The organism is Rhodoglobus aureus, from assembly GCF_039527955.1.
Lineage (GTDB): Bacteria > Actinomycetota > Actinomycetes > Actinomycetales > Microbacteriaceae > Rhodoglobus > Rhodoglobus aureus.
The window spans coordinates 72,116-89,319 of sequence record NZ_BAAAKW010000035.1 but is presented as its reverse complement, the minus strand read 5'-3'; the positions used below and the strand labels follow the sequence as shown (position 1 = coordinate 89,319).

15 protein-coding genes are annotated in these 17,204 nt (G+C 59.7%); 9 read left to right on the top strand and 6 right to left on the bottom strand.

Annotated features, from left to right (window positions below):
• Positions 1-3: 3 nt before the first annotated feature.
• Complete coding sequence (gene ptsP, locus ABD112_RS11420; RefSeq protein WP_343925975.1) at positions 4-1,650, top strand: phosphoenolpyruvate--protein phosphotransferase; 1,647 nt, start codon at positions 4-6, stop codon at positions 1,648-1,650.
• On the opposite strand, the gene ABD112_RS11415 is transcribed toward ptsP, so the two are convergent.
• From ABD112_RS11415 to ABD112_RS11390, 6 genes are all read right to left on the bottom strand, one after another.
• Complete coding sequence (locus ABD112_RS11415; protein ID WP_343925973.1) at positions 1,647-2,345, bottom strand: flavodoxin family protein; 699 nt, start codon at positions 2,343-2,345, stop codon at positions 1,647-1,649. The genes ptsP and ABD112_RS11415 overlap by 4 nt on opposite strands.
• Positions 2,346-2,403: 58 nt before the next feature.
• The gene (locus tag ABD112_RS11410; RefSeq protein WP_343925971.1) at positions 2,404-3,162 is read right to left on the bottom strand and encodes a succinate dehydrogenase iron-sulfur subunit; all 759 of its coding nucleotides are present in this window, start codon (positions 3,160-3,162) and stop codon (positions 2,404-2,406) included.
• On the bottom strand, positions 3,162-4,976 hold the full coding sequence (sdhA, locus tag ABD112_RS11405; RefSeq protein WP_343925969.1) for a succinate dehydrogenase flavoprotein subunit: 1,815 nt from the start codon (positions 4,974-4,976) through the stop codon (positions 3,162-3,164). Before sdhA ends, ABD112_RS11410 begins: the two co-directional genes overlap by 1 nt.
• On the bottom strand, positions 4,977-5,423 hold the full coding sequence (locus ABD112_RS11400; RefSeq protein WP_343925967.1) for a succinate dehydrogenase hydrophobic membrane anchor subunit: 447 nt from the start codon (positions 5,421-5,423) through the stop codon (positions 4,977-4,979).
• A gap of 2 nt (positions 5,424-5,425) precedes the next feature.
• Complete coding sequence (gene sdhC, locus ABD112_RS11395; RefSeq protein ID WP_425563834.1) at positions 5,426-5,836, bottom strand: succinate dehydrogenase, cytochrome b556 subunit; 411 nt, start codon at positions 5,834-5,836, stop codon at positions 5,426-5,428.
• Positions 5,837-6,017: 181 nt separating this feature from the next.
• Entirely contained in the window at positions 6,018-7,199 is a 1,182-nt protein-coding gene (locus ABD112_RS11390) for a glycosyltransferase family 4 protein (RefSeq protein ID WP_343925964.1), read from the bottom strand.
• A 90-nt stretch (positions 7,200-7,289) separates the two neighbouring features.
• Here ABD112_RS11390 and ABD112_RS11385 point away from each other — a divergent pair, with 90 nt between their 5' ends.
• The 8 genes from ABD112_RS11385 to ABD112_RS11350 all read left to right on the top strand — a co-directional run bounded on the left by ABD112_RS11385 (position 7,290) and on the right by ABD112_RS11350 (position 17,183).
• Positions 7,290-8,411 (top strand): mannose-1-phosphate guanylyltransferase, encoded by a 1,122-nt coding sequence (locus ABD112_RS11385; protein ID WP_343925963.1) that lies wholly within the window; start codon positions 7,290-7,292, stop codon positions 8,409-8,411.
• Positions 8,412-8,541: 130 nt separating this feature from the next.
• Positions 8,542-9,639: a BMP family lipoprotein gene (locus ABD112_RS11380; protein WP_343925961.1), complete on the top strand. Its 1,098-nt coding sequence runs from the start codon at positions 8,542-8,544 to the stop codon at positions 9,637-9,639.
• Between the two features lie 122 nt (positions 9,640-9,761).
• Positions 9,762-11,276 (top strand): ABC transporter ATP-binding protein, encoded by a 1,515-nt coding sequence (locus tag ABD112_RS11375; RefSeq protein WP_343925959.1) that lies wholly within the window; start codon positions 9,762-9,764, stop codon positions 11,274-11,276.
• Positions 11,273-12,559 carry an ABC transporter permease gene (locus tag ABD112_RS11370; protein WP_343925957.1) on the top strand — a complete coding sequence of 429 codons (1,287 nt, stop codon included), beginning with the start codon at positions 11,273-11,275 and terminating at the stop codon, positions 12,557-12,559. The genes ABD112_RS11375 and ABD112_RS11370 overlap by 4 nt, the downstream gene beginning before the upstream one ends.
• Positions 12,559-13,839: an ABC transporter permease gene (locus ABD112_RS11365; RefSeq protein ID WP_343925955.1), complete on the top strand. Its 1,281-nt coding sequence runs from the start codon at positions 12,559-12,561 to the stop codon at positions 13,837-13,839. The genes ABD112_RS11370 and ABD112_RS11365 overlap by 1 nt, the downstream gene beginning before the upstream one ends.
• A gap of 4 nt (positions 13,840-13,843) precedes the next feature.
• Entirely contained in the window at positions 13,844-14,260 is a 417-nt protein-coding gene (locus ABD112_RS11360; protein WP_343925953.1) for a cytidine deaminase, read from the top strand.
• Positions 14,253-15,569 carry a thymidine phosphorylase gene (locus ABD112_RS11355; protein ID WP_343925951.1) on the top strand — a complete coding sequence of 439 codons (1,317 nt, stop codon included), beginning with the start codon at positions 14,253-14,255 and terminating at the stop codon, positions 15,567-15,569. Before ABD112_RS11360 ends, ABD112_RS11355 begins: the two co-directional genes overlap by 8 nt.
• 78 nt (positions 15,570-15,647) lie before the next feature.
• Complete coding sequence (locus ABD112_RS11350; protein WP_343925949.1) at positions 15,648-17,183, top strand: MFS transporter; 1,536 nt, start codon at positions 15,648-15,650, stop codon at positions 17,181-17,183.
• The last annotated feature ends 21 nt before the right edge of the window (positions 17,184-17,204 follow it).

Here is a 17,204-nt window from a genome sequence, read left to right as displayed (position 1 = left end):
CACATGGAACTTCAGGGTGTCGGAGTTGGACGATCGGTTGCCATCGGAAAAGTCGTGCGCATGCCCGACCCGCTTCCGGAACCGAAAGATGCACGCCACTCAGGTGACGTCGCAGCAGAGAAAGAAGCCGCGGCTTCAGCTCTGACGTTTGTGGCTGCCGATCTTCGCGAACGCGCAGAGAAAGCGGATGCCGAAGCAAACGAGGTGCTGACAGCAACAGCGCTCATGGCCGAAGACCCCTCCATTCTTGAGAGCGTCAACGAGATCATTGACGGTGGCAAGACTGCTGAGCGTGCCGTGTTTGAAGCGTTTGGCAAATTCCGCGACATGTTGATCTCGCTTGGCGGAATGATGGCCGAGCGTGCCACCGACCTCGGCGATGTCAGCCAGCGTGTGGTCGCGCGTCTTCGTGGCGTACCAGCACCGGGTGTCCCGCAGCGCGATGAGCCCTTCGTTTTGGTCGCCGACGACCTAGCCCCCGCAGACACTGCCCTTCTCGAACTCGACAAGGTGCTTGCGCTCGTCACCCGTCAGGGTGGCCCAACTAGCCACACCGCGATCCTTGCGCGCTCCAAGGCGATCCCCGCGATCATGGGTGTTGCTGAAGCGCTTGACCTTGCTGACGACACTCTGGTTATTGTGGATGCCGGCGCCGGCACCATCACGACAGACCCCACCGCTGAGCAGCGATCCGCCGCAGAGGCCCGCATCGCGGAGCTTGCCGCAGCCGCCAACGCACCGATCACTGATGGCGCGCTCGCTGATGGAACTCTTGTTCCGTTGCTGGCCAACCTCGGCACTCCCTCCGAGGCCGCACAAGCGGTAGAGCTGGGCGCTGAAGGTGTTGGGCTGTTCCGCACCGAGCTGATGTTCCTCGACGCGACGACCGCGCCGACCGTAGAAGAGCAGACCGCCGAATACACGGAGATGCTGAAGCACTTCCCCGGCAAAAAGGTTGTCGTGCGTGCCCTCGATGCTGGCGCAGACAAGCCACTCAGCTTCATGGATATGGGCGAAGAGGCAAACCCTGCCCTCGGCCAGCGCGGACTGCGCTCGCTGCGCGTCAACGAAAACATTCTGCGCGATCAACTCACCGCTCTTGTCAACGCCCAGAACGCTACCGACGCCGACCTCTGGGTGATGGCGCCGATGGTGTCGGATGCCGAAGAGACCGACTACTTCGTTTCCCTCGGTCGCGAACTCGGCCTCAACACTGTCGGTGTCATGGCAGAGGTTCCGTCACTTGCAGTGCTCGCCGACCAGGTGGCCGAACGCAGTGACTTCGTCTCCATCGGCTCTAACGACCTCACCCAGTACACACTGGCAGCGGACCGGATGCTCGGCACCTTGGCCAAGTTCCAAGACCCGTGGCATCCAGCCGTGCTTCGCCTCGTGAAGATGATCGGTGCCGCCGGCGCCGCTGCAGGTAAGCCCGTAGGTGTCTGTGGAGAAGCCGCCGCTGACCCCCAGCTCGCGGTTGTGCTCGTCGGCTTGGGTGTAACGAGCCTGTCGATGACGCCTCAGGCACTCGCCGATGTGCGTGCTGAACTCAAGACGGTAACGCTTGAGCAGGCCACAGTGCGCGCCGAAGCAGCGATCAACGCGACCACCGGCCCAACAGCTCGTGAGGCTGCCGCAAACGCTAGTTAGCGATACTCAGGGTTCGCGTCGAAGCCGAATCGCTTGCCGTCGTTCCACTCGGCTGGCACGTTGCCCTCGGCAGGGATGCCGCCGTTGGCGTTGAGCATCGTCGCCAAGTGGATGAGGTTGTGTGCCATGAAGGTGGTGTTGCGGTTCGTGAAGTCGTTCTCTGGACCGCCTGAGCCGTCGTCGAGGTAGCTGGGGCCTGGACCGACTTCGCCAATCCAGCCAGCATCAGCCTGCGGCGGAATCGTGTACCCGATGTGCTGCAAGCTGTACAAAATGTTGGATGAGACGTGCTTGACGCCATCTTCGTTGCCGGTCACGAGTGCGCCGCCAACCTTGCCGTAGAACACGTATTGGCCTTTGTCGTTGGTTTCGCCGCTGTGGGCGTAGAGCCGTTCGATGATCTTTCGCGACTCTGACGACTGATCGCCAAGCCAAATTGGGCCAGCCAGTATGAGGATGTCTGCGGCTTTGACCTTCTGCCAGAGCTCAGGCCAGGCATCCTCATCCCAGCCATGCTCGCGCATATCTGGATACACGCCCGGCGCGATTGTGCGGTCGACCGCGCGAACGACTTCCGTGGAAACCCCGGATTTTTCGAACACGAGTCGGCTTCGTTCGATGAGGCCTTCCGTGTGGCTGAGTTCGGGCGAACGCTTGAGCGTTGTGTTGATATAGAGTGCTTTCAATGTCGTCATGCGTTGCAGCGTACGCCGCTCGCCTGACTACAAACACATAGTTGCTGAGTGCGCCCCGTTACGGCTTCCCCTTGATAATTGCCTGCTTCACTTCGGCAATTGCCTGAGTGACTTGGATGCCGCGGGGGCAGGCATCGGTGCAGTTGAAGGTGGTGCGGCAGCGCCACACGCCCTCTTTGTCGTTGAGGATGTCGAGACGAACGCCCGCGCCCTCATCGCGCGAATCGAAGATGAAGCGATGAGCGTTCACAATCGCGGCCGGGCCGAAGTACTGTCCGTCGGTCCAGAACACGGGGCATGCCGACGTGCACGCGGCGCACAGGATGCACTTGGTGGTGTCATCGAAGCGTGCTCGCTCTACGGGGCTCTGCTTGCGTTCCTTGCCGCCCTTGGTGGCGCCAGCCATCAGGAAGGGGTTGATCTCCTTGTAGGAGTCGAAGAACGGCTCCATGTCGACGATCAAGTCTTTTTCTAAGGGGAGGCCCTTGATGGCTTCAACGTAGATCGGCTTCGAGATGTCGAGATCCTTGATCAGGGTCTTGCAGGCGAGGCGGTTGCGGCCATTGATCCGCATGGCATCCGAACCACAAACACCGTGTGCGCACGAGCGACGGAAGGTCAGAGATCCATCCATCTCCCACTTGATCTTGTGCAGGGCGTCGAGCACGCGGTCGGTCTCGTAAAGCTCGACGTCAAAGTCTTCCCAGCGTGGCTCTTCGTCAACATCCGGGTCGAAACGACGGATGATGAGTGTGGCCGTGAAGGTCGGGACGACCTCGGGTGCGGCAGGCTTGTGGTCAGCGACGGCAGTGTTCATTAGTACTTTCTCTCCATCGGCGGGTAATTCGTGATCACAACCGGCTTCCAGTCGAGTCGGATGTGGTCACCCGCCTCTTCTGATTCTGGGTCACCTGTGAGGTACGCCATCGTGTGTACTAGGAAGTTCTCGTCGTCACGATCGGGGTAGTCCTCACGCATGTGCCCGCCACGGCTCTCTTTGCGTGACCGTGCCGAGAATACGAGTACTTCGGCTAGGTCGAGCAAAAAGCCCAGCTCGACGGCTTCAAGGAGGTCGGTGTTGAACCGCTTACCCTTGTCGTGGAGCTGAATGTTCCGGTAGCGACCGCGCAGGCTCTGGATGAGGTTGGTGACCTCTTCGAGGCTCTCATCAGTGCGGAAGATTTGTGCGTTGCGGTCCATCGAGACCTGCAGCTCTTTACGGATAGCGGCAATACGTTCGGTGCCATCGCCGGCACGAACCATGTCGAGGATGTTCTTGACGCCGCCAGCAGGGTTCTCGGGCAGCGGCACGAATTCGGCCGTCTTCACGTATTCGATGGCGGCCTTTCCGGCGCGCTTTCCGAAGACGTTGATGTCGAGAAGCGAGTTGGTGCCCAAACGGTTGGAGCCGTGAACAGACACGCACGCGCACTCGCCGGCCGCGTAGAGGCCTTTGACGACATCCGTGTTGTTGCGCAACACTTCGGCTTGCACGTTGGTGGGGATGCCGCCCATGGCGTAGTGCGCGGTGGGCAGCACAGGAACGGGTTCGGTGTACGGCTCAACGCCGAGGTAGGTTCGAGCGAACTCGGTGATATCTGGCAGCTTCTCGTCGATCACGGCAGGCTCAAGGTGGGTGATGTCGAGGAACAGGTAATCCTTGTCAGGACCAGCTCCGCGGCCTTCACGAATCTCGGTGGCCATCGAACGCGCAACGATGTCACGCGGCGCGAGGTCCTTGAGCGTTGGCGTGTAACGCTCCATGAAGCGCTCGCCCTCGGCGTTGCGCAGGATCGCACCTTCGCCTCGAGCCGCTTCAGAGAGCAGGATGCCGAGGCCAGCCAACCCGGTGGGGTGGAACTGGAAGAACTCCATGTCTTCGAGCGGCAAGCCTTTGCGCCAGATGATTCCAACGCCGTCACCGGTGAGGGTGTGGGCGTTGGATGTCGTCTTGAAGATCTTTCCGAATCCACCGGTAGCGAAGATGGTCGCCTTCGACTGGAACACGTGAAGGTCACCGGTGGAGAGTTCGTAGGCCACAACGCCTGCGGGCTCTTCAACGCCGTCGACCTCGGTCATGATGAGGTCGAGCACGTAGAACTCGTTGAAGAAATTGATTCCGAGTCGCACGCAGTTTTGGTACAGGGTCTGAAGAATCATGTGACCGGTGCGGTCAGCGGCGTAGCAGGCGCGGCGAACAGGAGCTTTGCCGTGCTCGCGAGTGTGACCGCCGAAGCGACGCTGGTCGATCTTGCCGTCTTCGGTTCGGTTGAACGGAAGGCCCATGTTTTCCAGGTCAACCACGGCGTCGATGGCCTCTTTGGCGAGGATCTCCGCCGCATCCTGATCAACCAGGTAGTCGCCGCCCTTGACGGTGTCGTAAGTGTGCCATTCCCAGTTGTCGTCCTCGACGTTGGCGAGCGCCGCAGCCATGCCGCCCTGTGCCGCACCGGTGTGCGAGCGCGTGGGGTACAGCTTGGAGATCACTGCGGTCTTGGCGTGCGGGCCGGCTTCAATAGCGGCACGCATGCCAGCGCCTCCGGCGCCAACGATCACGATGTCGAACTGGTGGTAGTGGACTCCATCGATGATGGTTCCGTCGGCGATATCGCCGGTGTTAATCGTAGACAATTAGCGTCCCTCACAGATGCTGGCGAGCAGAGCTGGGTCAGCTCCGGCTGGGCAGGGATCGAAGGTGGTGATCACCAGGGTTCCCAAAAGGATCAGAATTGCCGTGGATGCGGCGATACCGATCAGTAGAACTTTGCGCACCTTCGGGTTGGTTGCGTAGTCGTTGACGAGCGTGCGCATTCCGTTGCCGCCGTGGATCAGCGCGAGCCACAGCATGAGGCCGTCCCAGATCATCCAGAACGGGTCCGAAAGCTTTCCGCCGACGAACGCGAAGTCGATGGCCTTGACGCCTTCACCGGCAACAAGATTGACGAAGAGGTGACCGAAGATGAGAACGATGAGTACAACGCCAGAGGCGCGCATGTAGATCCATCCCCATTTTTCCCAGTTGATTCCGCCGGTACGGCGGCCACGGGTAGGAGTGCGGGGGGCTTCGATGACACTCATGCTCAACCTCCGAAGACGTGCATTAGCTGGCGGGGGATGAATCCGGCGAGCAGAACCACCCAGAGACCGATGACAACCCAGAACATGGCGCGCTGGTGCTTGGCACCGAATGCCCAGAAGTCGATCAGGATGATCCGCAGGCCATTGAAGGCATGGAATGCGATTGCCGCAACCAGGGCGATCTCGCCAAGGCCCATCAACGGCGTCTTGTAGGTCTCAATGACCACGTTGTACGCCTCAGGGCTCACCCTCACGAGTGCGGTGTCAAGAATGTGCACAAGTAGGAAGAAGTAGATGGCGACACCAGTAATACGGTGCAGCACCCACGACCACATGCCCTCGTTGCCCCGATACAGGGTGCCAGCAGGTCTCCTGGGGGAGCGAATCTTAGACGGAGACTTCGGCTCCGCCACTAGGTTGCTCGCCGACTTCTCTGGCACGAGGACCCTCCTTGCGGTGTGGGGTCGCGTCCACCGCGACCGATGATTGTCCGCATAGCGGACCCACCCAGTCTATTCCCGCTAGGAGGCCCCCGCTTCCCACTGCACCCTTAACAGCAAGAATTCCGAGACCTTTTCGCGATTTTCGCTAAAGTTAACGAGCCGGTGTCGGCTCGTATGCAGCTTCTTTCGACACTTGTGCGCTGACACCACTGGTATCTACCGCTCCGGCCGCAATTGTCGACTGATAGTGCTCGACTAGCTGCGCACAGATGCCTTCCCACGATTTGCCGAGAACGGTGCGGCGCCCGGCCTCACCCATGCGCGCGCGAAGCTCAGGATCAATCGTGAGAGCCTCAACAAACGCGCGAAGCTGACTCTCGTTGTTTGCCTCAAAGAGAAAACCGTTCGTGCCGTGATCAACGAGATCAATTGGTCCGCCGGCGCGAGGAGCTACGACGGGCAGCCCCGCCGCGTGAGCTTCCTGAAGCGTCTGGCCAAAGGTTTCTTCGGTTCCGGTGTGCACAAAGACATCGAACGCCGCATAGGCAGCAGCCAGCTCTTCGCCACCCAATTTGCCCAACCACGTGACGGGGATGCCGGCAAGCTCCCTCTTAACGGAAGAAACAGATGGGCCGTCACCCACGATGGCCACGCGCACTCCGTTCAGGCCGTGAAGCGCTCGCAAGCGCTCCACCTGTTTTTCGGGGGCGATGCGGCCGACGTAACCGATCACCACTTCACCGGTGGGGGCAAGTCGCTTGCGCAACTTTGCCGCAGCCGGGCTCAGTTTCTTTCCCGGGTGATACATAGTGAGGTCAACACCACGACCCCAGCGCTCCAACCTGGTGATTCCAATGGCGCGCAGATCGGCCATCGCCGTGCTTGAGGGAGCGAGAGTGAGTTCTGCTCCGTCGTGGATCCAGCGCACGATGCGCCACGCCAGTTTTGTTGCCGGGCCTAGGTGATTGCGGCGGGCGTAGCCGGCGACATCCGTCTGAAAGATCGCAACGGTGGCAATGCCAAGCCGGTTGGCGGATGCGATGGCTTGCGCCCCAAGTAGGAAGGGTGCGGCGGCATGAACGACGTCCGGTCGAAAATCAGAAATCAGTTTGTGCACTTGAGGGTTGGGTAGCCCCACCGGAAATTGGCGATACGCCAGCGCAGGCACGGAGTGGACGGTGAAGCCCGCATACGTCGTGGGCGCACCAGCGGAGGGGCAGATCACGATTGCTTCGTGGCCTTCGGTGCTCAAATAATCGAGCACCTTGCGCACACTATTGGTGACGCCATTGACAGTGGGGAGAAAGCTTTCGCTAACAATGGCGACCCGCAAATTCAGCACCTCAATCGGTTGTCGTGAGGCTCACGTTAGGAGGTGCGGATAACGGGGGAGTTAACGGGTGCTGAAGTCTAAGGTGGAGGCATGAGCCAACTTCAGGCCCCGTTCGACAACTTCTACAGCGTGATTCCTGCCGGTGGAATTGGATCGCGCCTGTGGCCGCTATCGCGGGCAGATGCCCCCAAGTTTTTGCACGACCTCACCGGGTCAGGCCAAACCCTGCTTCGAGACACCTGGGATCGTCTCGCCCCGCTGTCTGGCCCCGACCGCATCATGGTTGTCACCGGGCGTGCTCATCGTGCTGCCGTCGAAAAGCAGCTTCCCGAACTGAGCGACCCCAATGTTGTGCTCGAAAGCGAGCCGAAAGACTCGTCTGCCGCGATTGGGCTTGCCGCCGCGATTCTGCTCAAGCGCGACCCCAACGTCGTCATCGGGTCGTTTGCTGCTGACCATGTGATTCGCGACATCCGCGGATTCCACCGCAGTGTGCGGGAGTCGATCGCCGTGGCCAACGCCGGTTACATTGCGGCCATCGGCATTACGCCGTCAGAGCCTGCAATCGGGTTTGGTTACATCCACTGTGGTGGTGCGATTGAGGTTGAGGGTGCTCCGAGCGCTGTCTCAGTTAACTCCTTCGTTGAGAAGCCCGACTTCGAGACCGCTCAGTCCTACGTAGCCAGTGGCGGCTATCTCTGGAATGGTGGGATGTTCATCTCCCGTGCCGACGTACTTCTTGAACAGCTAGGCAAAGCCGAGCCTGAATTGCTCGCAGGCCTGACTGAACTTGCCGAAGTGTGGGACACCCCAGAGCGCGGCGCCGTCGTCGATCGTGTCTGGCCCCACCTCGCGAAGATCGCGATTGACTACACCGTTGCCGAACCCGCTGCCGCAGAGGGTCGCCTTGTTGTCGTTCCCGGTGACTTTGATTGGGATGACGTTGGCGACTTTGCGTCGATTGCCAAGTTGCACTCTGGTGGGCGCAAATCTGACCTCGCGATCCTCGGTGAAAATGCCCGAGTGCTGGCCGATAAGTCGACCGGAGTGGTGATTAGCCAGACTGACCGGCTTATTTCCCTAATTGGGGTAAACGACATTGTCGTAGTGGATACTCCCGACGCTTTGCTGGTTACGACAACGGCGAACGCTCAGCGCGTCAAATCTGTGGTGGATGCTCTAAAAATATCTGGCCGGAACGACGTCTTGTGACGGCGAGATTTCGCGTTTGTAACCATTCGGCTTCAGCGCTCATATTCGCACAATCATTTTCTTGATTATTGGGTAGCGTAGGGGCACTATCTTTCGACAATTTCTGTCGAACAGCATCTTGGAGGACACCTTGAGAATCAGCACTCACGGCCGCGCACTCAGCGGCATGGCGCTCGTTGCAACGAGCGCACTCGTACTCGCCGGTTGCGCAGCTGCACCCGAAGAGACCGACGCAGGCTCGGGCGAAACACTCGACTTCCTTCCCTGCATGGTTTCCGACTCGGGCGGGTTCGACGATAAGTCGTTCAACCAGCTGGGCTACGAAGGTATTGAGACTGCAGCGAATGACCTCGGCGTCGAGTTCCTCACCGTTGAGTCAACCAGCGATGCAGACTACGCACCCAACATCGAGAGCCTTATTGCTGAAGGTTGCGACCTGATCGTTACGGTCGGATTCAACCTTTCTGCAGCTACCGTTGAGTTCGCTCTGGCAAACCCCGACGTCAACTTCGCAATCGTTGACGACGCGGCCGACAACGACTTCGACGGCACCACCGATGCCGACAACATCAAGCCGATTCTGTTCGACACCGCCGGTGCTGCGTTCCTCGCAGGTTACGCCGCAGCAAGCTACTCCTCGACAGGTGTTGTTGGAACCTATGGCGGAATGAACTTCCCCACCGTTTCAATCTTCATGGATGGCGCGGCTCAGGGTGTTGACTACTACAACTCCGAAAAGGGTGCAGATGTCACGGTCCGCGGTTGGGATGTTGCAGCACAGGACGGAACGTTCATCGGTAGCTTCGCTCCCGGAACCGACTCGCGTTCAGCAGCTCAGAACCTGATCGACCAGGGTGCAGACGTACTGCTTCCCGTCGGTGGCCCGATCTTCCAGAGCGCGGTTGAGGCAATCCGCGATTCCGGCAAGGACATCGCCTTGATCGGTGTAGACGCTGACCTTACCGAGACCGAGACCGCAGCAGCGGACTTGTTCCTCACCTCGATCCTCAAGCAGATCAAGGTTGCTGTTTCGGAAGTTGTGACTGAAGCATCGGGCGGATCGCTCGACACCACGCCTTACGTGGGAACGCTCGAAAACGGTGGAGTCGGCATTGCGCCGTTCCACGACTTCGAGTCGAAGGTTGATGGCGGCCTCGAGGCAGAGCTCGTCGCTGTAAAGGACGGCATCATCTCCGGCGACATCGCCGTGAAGTCGTACCTGAACTAGTTAGAGAGAACTGAGGGGGTTGACCTGAGGGTCAGCCCCCTTCGTTTTGGACTAGTCTTCTGAGGCTATTCTTGTGAAACCCGACGACGGCGATGGCGCCGAAACAGCACTGAGGAGAGATTGTGAAACTTGAGCTGCGAGGTATTACGAAGCGCTTTGGTGACCTAGTCGCGAATGATCATATTGATCTCATAATCGAAGAGGGCGAGATTCACAGCCTCCTCGGCGAGAACGGCGCGGGCAAGTCAACCTTGATGAACGTGCTCTACGGCCTGTATCAGGCGGAAGAGGGCGAGATTCTCATCGACGACGAGGTCCGTCACTTCGCGGGCCCGGGCGACGCGATGCGCTCCGGTATTGGCATGGTTCACCAACACTTCATGTTGATTCCTGTGTTTACCGTGGCTGAGAACGTTGCCCTCGGCCACGAAGAGGTCTACGGCCCGGGGCTGCTGAATCTGGAAGCAGCACGCACGCTCGTGCGAGACATCTCGGCTCGCTTTGGTTTCGACCTCGACCCCGATGCGCGTGTCGAAGACCTGCCCGTCGGTGTTCAGCAGCGTGTGGAGATCGTAAAGGCGCTCTCGCGTGAAGCAAAGGTGCTCGTTTTCGATGAGCCCACTGCTGTACTGACGCCCCAAGAGACTAACGAGTTCATGGCCATCATGCGCCAACTCAAGTCGGAGGGCACGTCCATTGTTTTCATCACGCACAAGCTGCGTGAGGTGCGCGAAGTTGCAGACCGCATCACGGTCATCCGCCTAGGCAAGGTTGTTGGTGAGGCCGATCCCAACGCAGATAAAGAAGAACTTGCTTCGCTCATGGTCGGTCGCGCGGTTGACCTCACGATTGACAAGGCCCCAGCCAAGCTCACTGACAACGCTCTCATCATCGACAATCTGTCGATTGCAGATGAATTCGGTCACCGTGCCGTGAGAGAACTGAGCGTCACAGTGCAAGGTGGAGAGATTCTCGCTATTGCCGGGGTGCAGGGCAACGGGCAGACCGAGCTCGCCGAGGCGTTGTTGGGGATGCAGGATCGAGCATCCGGTTCGATAACGTTGAACGGCAAAGAATTGCTCGGGCTCAACGCCCGTCAGATCCTTGATGAGGGCGTCGGCTACGTGCCGGAAGACCGCACGCTAGATGGTCTTGTTGGCGGTTTCAGTATCGCCGAAAACCTCATGCTTGACCGCAGCGATGGGGCTCCTTTCGTTAGGCGCGGCACACTGCAGACCACTGTTCTCAATGAGTTTGCGACCGAGAAGCTTGAGTCATTCGACATCCGGGCCCAAAGTATTCAGGAGAGTGTCTCACAGTTGTCTGGTGGCAACCAGCAGAAGGTTGTGCTTGCGCGCGAGCTGAGCCGCGAATTGTCGTTACTGGTTGCCTCGCAGCCCACGCGAGGTCTCGATGTCGGCTCGATTGAGTTTGTTCACGAGCAGATTGTTGGCGTGCGTGATCGCGGTGTTCCCGTGATCGTGGTCTCAACCGAGCTCGATGAAGTTGTATCCCTTGCTGACCGCATCGCGGTTATGTACAAGGGTCAGATTGTTGGAATCGTTCCTGCGGATACCCCGCGCGAACAGCTCGGTCTCATGATGGCCGGCGAACGTATTACGGAGGAGGCAGCATGAGCGAGCCAACACCCCAGAAGCCTGAAGACCAAAAGCCCGAAGACCAGAAGCCCGAAGAGGCGGCGTTGACGGAAAGCGCTGAGAACTCGGAGACAAACCAGGACACCGTGCGGTGGACGAATGCGTTCCGCGAGATTACCTCTGGCAACGCGCTGCTCTCGGTACTCGCTGTTGTTCTGGCGATTCTGATCGGTGGTGTGCTCATTGCGCTGACCGACTCTGATGTGCAGGATGCGGCCGGATACTTCTTCGCTCGCCCCTGGGACCTGTTCGCGGCCATCGGCAGCGCAGTTGGTGGCGCTTACCTAGCCCTGTTCCAGGGTTCGGTCTATGACTTCCGACGTGACGACTTCCTGTCGGCGATCAAGCCGCTGACGCAAACGCTCGTCTTCGCGACGCCGCTGATTGCTGCTGGGCTGGGAGTGGCTATAGCCTTCCGCGTTGGCCTGTTCAACATCGGTGGCCGTGGTCAGATCATCGTCGGTGCCGCATTTGCGGGCTACGCCAGTTTCGCTTGGGACCTGCCCATCGTCATCCACGTTGTCGTTGCCGTCATCATGGGAATCATCGGTGGTGCCCTGTGGGGCGCGATCGCGGGTCTATTGAAGGCTCGCACTGGCGCGCACGAGGTGATCGTGACGATCATGCTCAACTACGTCGCCTACTACCTGATCAGCTTCCTGCTGCGCACGGATCTGCTGAAGAACCCTGGTTCCAACAACCCGAAGACCCCGCCGGCAGCAGACAGCGCCGTGTTGCCTCCTCTTTTCGGCGACGCCTTCAAGCTGCACTGGGGCTTCATCGTTGTGATTGCAGGAACGGTGTTGGCCTGGTGGTTGATTGAGCGCTCGAGCCTCGGTTTCAAGTTCCGGGCTGTGGGCCTCAACCCGCACGCTGCTCGCGTAGCCGGCATCAAGGTAGAGCGTCTCTACGTCTACGTCATGCTGATCGCCGGCGGCTACGCAGGTCTTGCTGCGAGCACCGAAGTTCTCGGAACTACCACTAGCGGATTCACCTCTGGTGTGGATGCCGGTATCGGCTTCGACGCCATTACCGTTGCGCTCTTGGGCCGTTCGACCCCGTGGGGCACGTTTGCTGCAGGCATCCTGTTCGGAGCGTTCAAGGCCGGTGGATTCACCATGCAGGCCTCGCAGAGCATTCCGATCGACATCGTTCTGGTTGTTCAGTCACTCATCGTTCTGTTTATAGCAGCTCCGCCGCTCGTGCGCGCTGTATTCCGTTTGCCGCAACCCGGCGCTCGCGCAAAGAAGGTGGTCAGCTAATGACTTTCATCAAAACTTCTGAAAGTAAGGGCCATTCGGGGTCCAAAATTGACCGCCGCAGTTGGAAGATGCCGGTCGCCTTCGCGATTGTATCGCTCATTTCGGGCGTGCTGTTCATCGGCTTTGCTGAGGACGCACCGACCGGGTTCGACCTGTCGACGGGCACTGATCTTTTCCGCTTGCCAATAATTCAGCTGCCTGCACTGGCGACTGGTGTCATCGTCACGATTCTGATGGCGCTCATCGCTGTGGGATCTGCGTTCATGATTTCGCAAGACCGCAAGGTGCCGACCTGGGTTCCGGCTTTTGGCGCGCTCTTTGCTCTGACTGGTTTCCTCACCTGGGCCGCTGCTGACGAAACGTTGCGAGTTCCTGAACTCCTCGCAGGCTCACTCGTCTTGGCCGTGCCGCTTATCTTCGGTGCGCTCGGTGGGGTGATCTCTGAGCGCGCTGGTGTCGTGAACATCGCGATCGAAGCCCAGTTGCTCGCCGGTGCTTTCGTCGCGGCAGTCGTGGGCACAATCACGGCATCACCATTCGCCGGACTGTTTGCTGCGGCCGTAGCCGGAATGCTCGTGTCGTTCTTGCTGTCTGTGTTTTCAATCAGATACCTCGTGAACCAGATCATCGTTGGTGTTGTTATTAACGTGTTGGTGTCGGGGCTAACCGGGTTCCTCTACTCACAGTGGCTCGTCGAGAGCCCCGAGCGGCTGAACAACCCTGAGGGCTTCTCGGCGGTGTCGATTCCGATCTTGAGCGGCATCCCGATCATCGGACCGGTGTTCTTCAAGCAGACCGTCATCGTCTACCTGCTGTACATCATCGTGGCCGCCGTTGCGTTTGCGCTCTACCGCACCCGCTGGGGGCTCCGCCTGCGTGCCGTAGGCGAGCACCCCAAGGCTGCTGACACCGTCGGCATCAACGTGAAGCTCACGCGTTTCTGGAACGTCGCTCTTGCCGGTGCGATCGCCGGACTCGGTGGAGCATTCATCACGCTGAGTCAGACGGGGCAGTTTGGTAAAGACGTCACCGCTGGTGCCGGCTTTATCGCTCTCGCCGCCGTGATCTTCGGCCGCTGGGATCCGATCAAGGCAACGCTTGCGGCGCTCCTGTTCGGGTTCGCCAGCAACCTGCAGAACGCGTTGAGCGTTGTTGGTTCACCGGTGCCGAGCGAGTTCATGCTCATGCTGCCTTACGTCGTGACGATCATTGCCGTAGCCGGTCTGGTCGGAAAGTCGAGGCCGCCAGCAGCATCCGGAACACCGTACATAAAGGGGTAACGCTATGACGATCGAGCCGCAATCAATTGACTGGGATGCGCTGAGGCTCGTCGCCACGGATGCCCTGAGTCACGCCTACGTTCCCTATTCGAAGTTTCCGGTTGGAGTCGCCGCGATTGTGGACGACGGCCGGATAATTTCGGGCGCGAATGTCGAGAATGCTTCCTACGGCCTCACCCTCTGCGCAGAGTGCACCATGGTGTCTGCGCTGCACATGACCGGTGGCGGCAAGCTTGTTGCGTTCACGTGTGTCGACGGCAGGGGCAACGCCCTCATGCCGTGCGGCCGCTGCCGCCAACTGCTGTTCGAGCACTCAGCCGAAGGCATGCTGCTCGAAACGGTGTCTGGCATCAAAACGATTGACGAAGTGATTCCCGACGCGTTCGGGCCACGCACCCTTGAGGAGTACCGCAGTGAATAACAGTGCAGCAGCAACAGGCATCGAGCAGTTCGATGCCGTCGACCTCATCCACACCAAGCGTGACAAAGGTGTTCTGAGTACTGACCAGATCAACTGGCTCGTGGATGCTTACACTCGCGGGTACGTCGGCGACGAGCAGATGGCTGCCATGACAATGGCCATCTTCATCAATGGCATGGAGCGCGAAGAGATTCGTGACCTCACTCTGGCAATGATCGCCAGCGGTGAAACTCTCAGCTTTGAGGGCCTCGGAAAGCCGACCACCGACAAGCACTCGACTGGAGGCGTCGGCGACAAGATCACCCTTCCGCTCGCACCCCTAGTTGCCTCTTTCGGCGTTGCTGTGCCGCAGCTTTCTGGCCGTGGCCTCGGCCACACTGGCGGTACTCTCGACAAGCTCGAGAGCATCCCTGGCTGGCGTGCCGATCTCACCAACGAAGAATTTTACGCACAACTGCGCGGCGTCGGCGGAGTGATTTGTGCTGCCGGTTCTGGTCTCGCTCCGGCCGACAAGAAGTTGTATGCCCTGCGCGACATCACCGGAACCGTCGAAGCTATTCCGCTGATCGCATCCTCGATCATGAGCAAAAAGATCGCTGAAGGAACGTCGGCTCTCGTGCTCGATGTGAAGTTCGGTTCTGGCGCATTCATGAAGGATGCTGCTCGCAGCCGAGAGCTCGCGGAAACGATGGTTCGTCTGGGCAAGGACGCGGGGGTTAAGACTGTCGCGCTGCTGACGAACATGAACGTTCCCTTGGGCCTCACCATTGGAAACGCCAACGAAGTGCGCGAATCCGTCGAGGTGCTTGCCGGCGGCGGCCCCGCTGATGTTCGTGAGCTCACGATCGCTCTCGCTCGTGAAATGCTCGCACAGGTTGGCCGCGAAGATGCCGATGTAGAGGCAGCTCTCGACAACGGTCAGGCAATGGATGCCTGGCGCGGCATGATTCAGGCTCAGGGTGGAGACCCGGATGCCGCACTGCTGCAGCCCAAAGAAAGTCACGTCGTCACGGCAGACCGCGATGGTGTTCTCGTCGAACAAGCAGCTCTACCGTTCGGTGTTGCCGCCTGGCGTTTGGGTGCTGGTCGTGCTCGCAAACAGGATCCCGTTCAGCACGCAGCAGGTATCGACCTGCACGCGAAGCCCGGTGACACGGTTCGCAAGGGGGAGCCGCTATTCACGATGCACGCCGACGAACCGGCACGTTTCGAACGCGCACTTGAATCGCTTGAGGGCGCATATCGCATCGGTGATGATGGCGACGCGGTGAACGATGGCGGCCCGCTGATTGCCGGGCGCATCGACTAGCGGTGACTGCACTGAGGCTGAAGCCGACGGGGTCATAGCTGAACCGAGGGGGTCATTCGCTGACGTACAGTTGACCAAATGACGACAGCGGATGAGACCGCCGCCAGTGCCGATGCGGCACGGAGCGACGCAAGAACTTCACAGACTTCCCCCGGTGACGCGGAGATTGACCACGCGACAAAATGGCGTGCCTTTTGGGTGTGCGTTGTGGTCGCAGCGATCACGATTCTCGACCTCTCGAAGATCAACGTTGCACTGCCGTCTATTGAGGATGCGCTCGGCGCAAGCTCAACGCAGCTGCAACTCATCGTCTCTGGTTATGTTCTGACCTTCGGGCTGGTCTTGGTTCCTGCGGGCAGACTCGGCGATCAACGTTCTCGCAAAGCTCTCTTCTTGGTCGGTCTGACCCTCTTCACGCTCGCGAGCATCGCGTGTGCTCTTGCGCCGAATGCAGAAATGCTGTTGGTGTTTCGTCTGTTGCAGGGCGTGGCCGCTGGCATCCAGATGCCTCAGGTCATTGGCTTGATTCAGCAGCTCTTCCGTGGCCCTGAGCGCGGCCGCGCCTTTGGTTTGTTCGGGGCGATGATTGGTATCGCTACCGCATTCGGACCAACACTCGGCGGGCTCATGATCGCCGTCGGCGGCGCTGAAGACGGGTGGCGCTACATCTTCTGGATGAACGTTCCCCTCGGCATCATCGCCCTAATTTTGGCGTGGCGCATTTTGCCGGCAACTTCCAAGTCGTCCTATGCGCGCCTAGATCTCGACCCGGTCGGCATCGCAATTTTTGGTGTCACCGTGCTCGCACTTATGTGGCCGTTCCTCTTCACCACCGGCGCGCCAACGGATGATTCCAACCGCTGGTGGTTGCTGGTGCTTTTTGTGCTCGCTGCCGCGGCTTTCGTTTCCTGGGAGCGCCGCTACGCCGCAGGCGGTCGCGCGCCGCTCGTGCCGCTGAAACTCTTCCGTATCAGCTCATTCCGCAATGGAACAATGCTCGCTACCGCCTACTTTGCGGCGATGCCAGCCATGTTCCTAATGACAACCCTCTACCTTCAGCTCGGGCTGGGGCTCGAACCGGTCTTCGCCGGAATGGTGACAATTGGCTTCGCGCTGACGAGCGCTCTCGGCTCGTGGCGTGGAGGAATCTTGGTTGAACACTACGGGCGTTCGCTCGTGGTCGTAGGCCTCGCGATTCTGTTGCTTGGACTTGGCGTGCTCATGGCCGCAGCGATCCTCACGCCGCCCGAGATCACTCCGTTCGTCATGGCTGCAGCGTTGCTGATCGGCGGCACCGGCGGAGGACTCGTTATCTCGCCCAACCAGACGCTCACGTTGCACGACATCCCGCCGATGGAGGGCGGTCTGGCCGGCTCAGTCGGTCAGCTCGGCCAACGGATTGGCACAGCGATCGGAACCGCTGTAGCTCTCTCACTGTTCTACTCCGCCCTGTACAACGAGCGAAACAGTAGCGAAAGCAACATCGATCTCTACCACCACGCGTACGGCACCGGAATGCTCGCGACAACCCTGTTCTTCTCGATCGCTATGCTGATAGGCGTCGTCGATCTGGGGGCGCGAAAGCGTCGCGCCCGCCAGCTCACCAGCGCTTAGCCCGTGCGACCGAACCTGCGG

Bases quoted from the DNA above. Each gene is read 5' to 3' on its own strand.
- ptsP (WP_343925975.1), top strand. From the start codon at position 4: ATGGAACTTCAGGGTGTCGGAGTTGGACGATCGGTTGCCATCGGAAAA.
- ABD112_RS11400 (WP_343925967.1), bottom strand. From the start codon at position 5,423: ATGAGTGTCATCGAAGCCCCCCGCACTCCTACCCGTGGCCGCCGTACC.
- ABD112_RS11415 (WP_343925973.1), bottom strand. From the start codon at position 2,345: ATGACGACATTGAAAGCACTCTATATCAACACAACGCTCAAGCGTTCG.
- ABD112_RS11410 (WP_343925971.1), bottom strand. From the start codon at position 3,162: ATGAACACTGCCGTCGCTGACCACAAGCCTGCCGCACCCGAGGTCGTC.
- ABD112_RS11350 (WP_343925949.1), top strand. From the start codon at position 15,648: ATGACGACAGCGGATGAGACCGCCGCCAGTGCCGATGCGGCACGGAGC.
- ABD112_RS11385 (WP_343925963.1), top strand. From the start codon at position 7,290: ATGAGCCAACTTCAGGCCCCGTTCGACAACTTCTACAGCGTGATTCCT.
- ABD112_RS11360 (WP_343925953.1), top strand. From the start codon at position 13,844: ATGACGATCGAGCCGCAATCAATTGACTGGGATGCGCTGAGGCTCGTC.
- ABD112_RS11370 (WP_343925957.1), top strand. From the start codon at position 11,273: ATGAGCGAGCCAACACCCCAGAAGCCTGAAGACCAAAAGCCCGAAGAC.
- ABD112_RS11365 (WP_343925955.1), top strand. From the start codon at position 12,559: ATGACTTTCATCAAAACTTCTGAAAGTAAGGGCCATTCGGGGTCCAAA.